This is a genomic window from Pantoea sp. CTOTU49201, assembly GCF_032054795.1.
GTDB lineage: Bacteria > Pseudomonadota > Gammaproteobacteria > Enterobacterales > Enterobacteriaceae > Pantoea > Pantoea symbiotica.
Genome location: NZ_DAMBSA010000439.1, coordinates 1 through 3,704, shown reverse-complemented (window position 1 = coordinate 3,704; position 3,704 = coordinate 1). Strand labels below are relative to the sequence as shown.

Annotated in this window: 4 protein-coding genes; 1 reads left to right on the top strand and 3 read right to left on the bottom strand. The window is 58.6% G+C overall.

The genetic code is table 11. The features are described from left to right. Together RTY00_RS21690 and RTY00_RS21685 are read right to left on the bottom strand one after the other, a co-directional pair. Positions 1-186: winged helix-turn-helix domain-containing protein (locus RTY00_RS21690; RefSeq protein WP_312666161.1), on the bottom strand; the 186-nt coding region annotated here is incomplete at its 3' end. 18 nt (positions 187-204) lie between these two features. Continuing rightward, entirely contained in the window at positions 205-1,083 is an 879-nt protein-coding gene (locus RTY00_RS21685) for a BadF/BadG/BcrA/BcrD ATPase family protein (protein WP_312666159.1), read from the bottom strand. A gap of 267 nt (positions 1,084-1,350) precedes the next feature. Between RTY00_RS21685 and RTY00_RS21680 the strand changes: the two genes are divergently transcribed. Then, the gene (locus RTY00_RS21680) at positions 1,351-2,511 is read left to right on the top strand and encodes a Gfo/Idh/MocA family oxidoreductase (RefSeq protein ID WP_312666157.1); all 1,161 of its coding nucleotides are present in this window, start codon (positions 1,351-1,353) and stop codon (positions 2,509-2,511) included. A 108-nt stretch (positions 2,512-2,619) separates the two neighbouring features. Here RTY00_RS21680 and RTY00_RS21675 read toward each other — a convergent pair. After that, positions 2,620-3,704, bottom strand: a 1,085-nt coding sequence (locus tag RTY00_RS21675; RefSeq protein WP_312666155.1) for an MFS transporter, incomplete at its 5' end; no start/stop codon positions are given.

Genomic DNA, 3,704 nt, shown 5'->3' with positions numbered 1-3,704 from the left:
GGGCCGCCCCATTGAGACGCGACGCAGTCCCAGCTCCTGCACGATGCCGCCGGTCAGCAGACGATTGGTGGCTTGCGATACCGTCGACATGCTCAGGCCGCTGCGCACTTTGAGATCGGATTGACTAATAGGCGCATTTTCGACAATCAGCCGTAGAATGCGCGCGGTTACGTTGGGAGCGCTCATGAGCCTCTTTATCTGAAGTTAAGCGGGAAGTGTCAGGCTGAACTGCGTGGCGAGGCGAAGCGCGCCGCTCAGCGCATCGCCCTGCGGCGGCACCAATAGCGCAGCGATATCCGCCGGCAGCCACGCCTGAATGGGTTCGGCTAATCCGCCCATTAAGGCCAGTTTGCCGTGGCTGCGCGCCAGCAGCGGCTGCACCATCTGCACGATATCCGCTGCGCATTGCTGCACCAGCGCAATGCCATGCACATCGCCCTGTTGCGCGGCAGCGAACACCTCAGGCACCACGCGGCCCCAATCGGCGGGTGTCGCCTGTTTCGACCAGATCAGCAGTTGTTCCGGACTATTTTGATAGCTTGCCATGATGCGTTGCGTTAACGCCGAGGCGGGCACAATCTCTTCGTGCGCCAGCAGCGCCAGCCGCAGCGCGCGTTGGCCGAGAATCGCACCCGAACCGGCATCCGACAAGGCAAAACCCCAGCCGCCGAGCAGCGTGAAGTGCGCGCCATCCCAGGCCGCGCCCTGGCTGCCGGTGCCAATAATAAACACCGCGCCCGGCGCACCGGCGTGTGCACCGGCACAGGCGATTTCGACATCGGTAAACAGATAGCGCGCCTGACAGCGTGGCTGCCAGCTGGCGAGACGGGTTTGCACCGAGGCGACATTCGCGCCCGCCAGACCGGCGACGATCACCGTGCGGTCGCGCGCTTCAGCGGGTAAATTCGCCTGCGCAAACAGATCGTCGATGACCTGCTCAATGGCCACAATGGCGGCATCGAACTGCGACCAGACGTTAGCAGGACCGCCTTTGGCTTCCGCCAGCAGCCGTCCGGCGCTGTCGGTCAGGCGTCCACGACAGTGCGTACCACCGCCATCAATACCCAGCATTAGTGATTGCACGCGCTTCCTCCTGCCAGCCCGAAACGGTATGACGCTTATAGATGTGCGAAAGATAGGGGAAAAAAACTTAAATCGCAATAACAAATAAATAGGCAATCCGTATAGTTAATTAAAATAGATATAAATCATATAAATAACAATTTTTCACCAATTGAGATCCGCCACACGGATTGACATTAGTTTTTCTGTCGTAATAAGTTAACGGTCAGATTATCAGCAGCCTGACAGGTCGGGCGGCTTACAGGCAACGGGCTTCAGGGGTACAACATGAAAGTGGGCATTATTGGTCTGGGCTTTCGTCTTTCCCATGTGGTGAAAGAGTTCAACAAAGCCGACACAGCGTTTTCCGTGGTGGGTTATGTCGATCCCGCTCCGGCAGGGTTACCGAACCTGCACAGCTTTGGCATCGATGCGGGCACCGCGTTTGATAGCGTGGACGCGCTGCTGCAACACGGCGGCTTTGATCTGCTGCTGGTCGGTTCGCCAAACTTTATGCATCTTGAACACATTCGTCAGGGCTTAGCGGCGGGCTACACGGTGTTTACCGAGAAGCCGGTGGTGATCAACGAAGAGCAGACCATGGCGATGGCGCAGCTGGTGCAGCAATATGGTCACGAGCGCATTCTGGTCGGCTTGGTACTGCGCTACTCGCCGCTCTATCGCGACCTGCTCACCGCGCGCGATGAAAATCGCCTCGGCGAAATTACCTCAATTGAAGCCACCGAACACATCAAGCCGTATCACGGTGCGTTCTTCCAGCGCGACTGGCGTCGTCTGGAGAAGTACGCTGGCCCGTACATTCTGGAAAAATGCTGTCACGATATCGATCTCTACCAAGGTTTGGTCGGCGAGCGTCCGGTTCGCGTTGCCAGCTTTGGCGGACGCAAAAACTTCACGCCGCAGCATGCGCCTAAAGGTGCGGTAACGCCGCAGTCTGAGGTGTATCACGTTAAGCCGAGCGGCTGGTCAAGCACCGATGCGGTGTTTGACGGCGATGCCGATATCGTCGATTACCAAACCGCGCTGATTGAGTATGCCGGTGGCGCCACCCTCGCCTTCCACGCCAACCTTAACGTGCCGGATGAGTTCCGCCGCTTCTGCGTGATGGGCACCGATGGCATGGCCGAAGGTGACTTCGTGCGTAATTACTTCCGCGTGCACAACGCCCGCACCGGCGAGCGCGAAGTGGATACCGAGTATGACGGCAACGCTTATGACGGCCATTACGGCGCCGATGCGCTAATGGCAGAAGAGATTGTGAAACACATTACGCAAGGAACACCGCTGAAGGTTTCCGTGGTGGATGCGCTGGAAGCGGGACTTACCGCGATCAAGATCGATGAAGCGCGAAAATCGAAAACCGTGGTGGATATGACGGAGAGCTGGAAAACCTTTGACGCCAGCCTGGGGAAAGCAATAAGCGTGTGATGTTGGAGAGATGTTTCGTGCGTCCATCGTAACGGTCGCCATTAATGGCGACCCTACGGCGTAGGGTGCGCATTTATGCGCACCGTTTCACAAACCGCCCAAAATCCATCAAACCACGGTTTCGTTTTCCAGCTTCTGCCGCTTACGCAGATGCGGGAAAATCGTCATCCACACACCCACCACGATCAGCGTGCCGATGCCGCCAATCGCTGCCGCAGGCACCGCGCCCATCCACGCCGCCAATAAACCTGACTCAAACTCGCCGAGCTGATTCGAGGTATTAATGAAGATGGCGTTGACCGCATTGACGCGGCCGCGCATGTCATCCGGCGTATCGAGTTGCACCAGCGCGCCGCGAATCACCATGCTGACCATATCAAAGCCACCCAGCGCCGCTAACGCGATCACCGACAGCCACAGCTGGGTGGAGAGCGCGAACACCAGCGTCGCCACGCCAAAACCCGCTACCGAACCGAACATGATCATGCCGACGTTCTTTTCCAGCTTGTGACGACTCAGCCACACGCCAACCAGCAGCGCGCCGACCGATGGCGCCCCGCGCAGGATACCCAATCCCCACGGCCCGGTATGCAGAATATCCTGCGCGAAGATCGGCAACAGCGCGGTTGCACCGCCTAACAACACCGCAAACAGATCGAGTGAAATCACGCCGAGCACATCTTTGCGATCGCGGATAAACCGCACGCCGACAAACAGGTTAGGCAAATTCATCGGCAAACGCGCCTGCGGCGGACGCTCATAGCGCAGTCGGCTTACCAGCACGATGGAGAACAGATAGAACAGCGCCGAGACGCCATACACTACATCCGGACCCGCTACATAAAGGAAGCCGCCGAGCGTTGGGCCGATAATCACCGCCGCCTGTCCGCCCACCGAACTGGCGGCCATGGCGCGGGCCAGAATCGGCGGCGGCACCAGCGCGGGCAGCATCGAGGTAATCGCTGGCCACTCAAGCGCCTTAGCGACAGAGATCAGGAACACCAATCCCCAAATCTCAATCTTGCCTGCCCAGTTCATCAGTGTGAGCGCAACCAGCCCCAACAGCGCCAGCCACTCAATGCATTGTCCGAGCAACACGATGCGGCGACGATCGAGCTGATCCGCCAGATGTCCGGCGGGTAGCGCCAGCAGTACAGAAGGAAGAAACTGCATCAGACCGATCATGCCGAGCG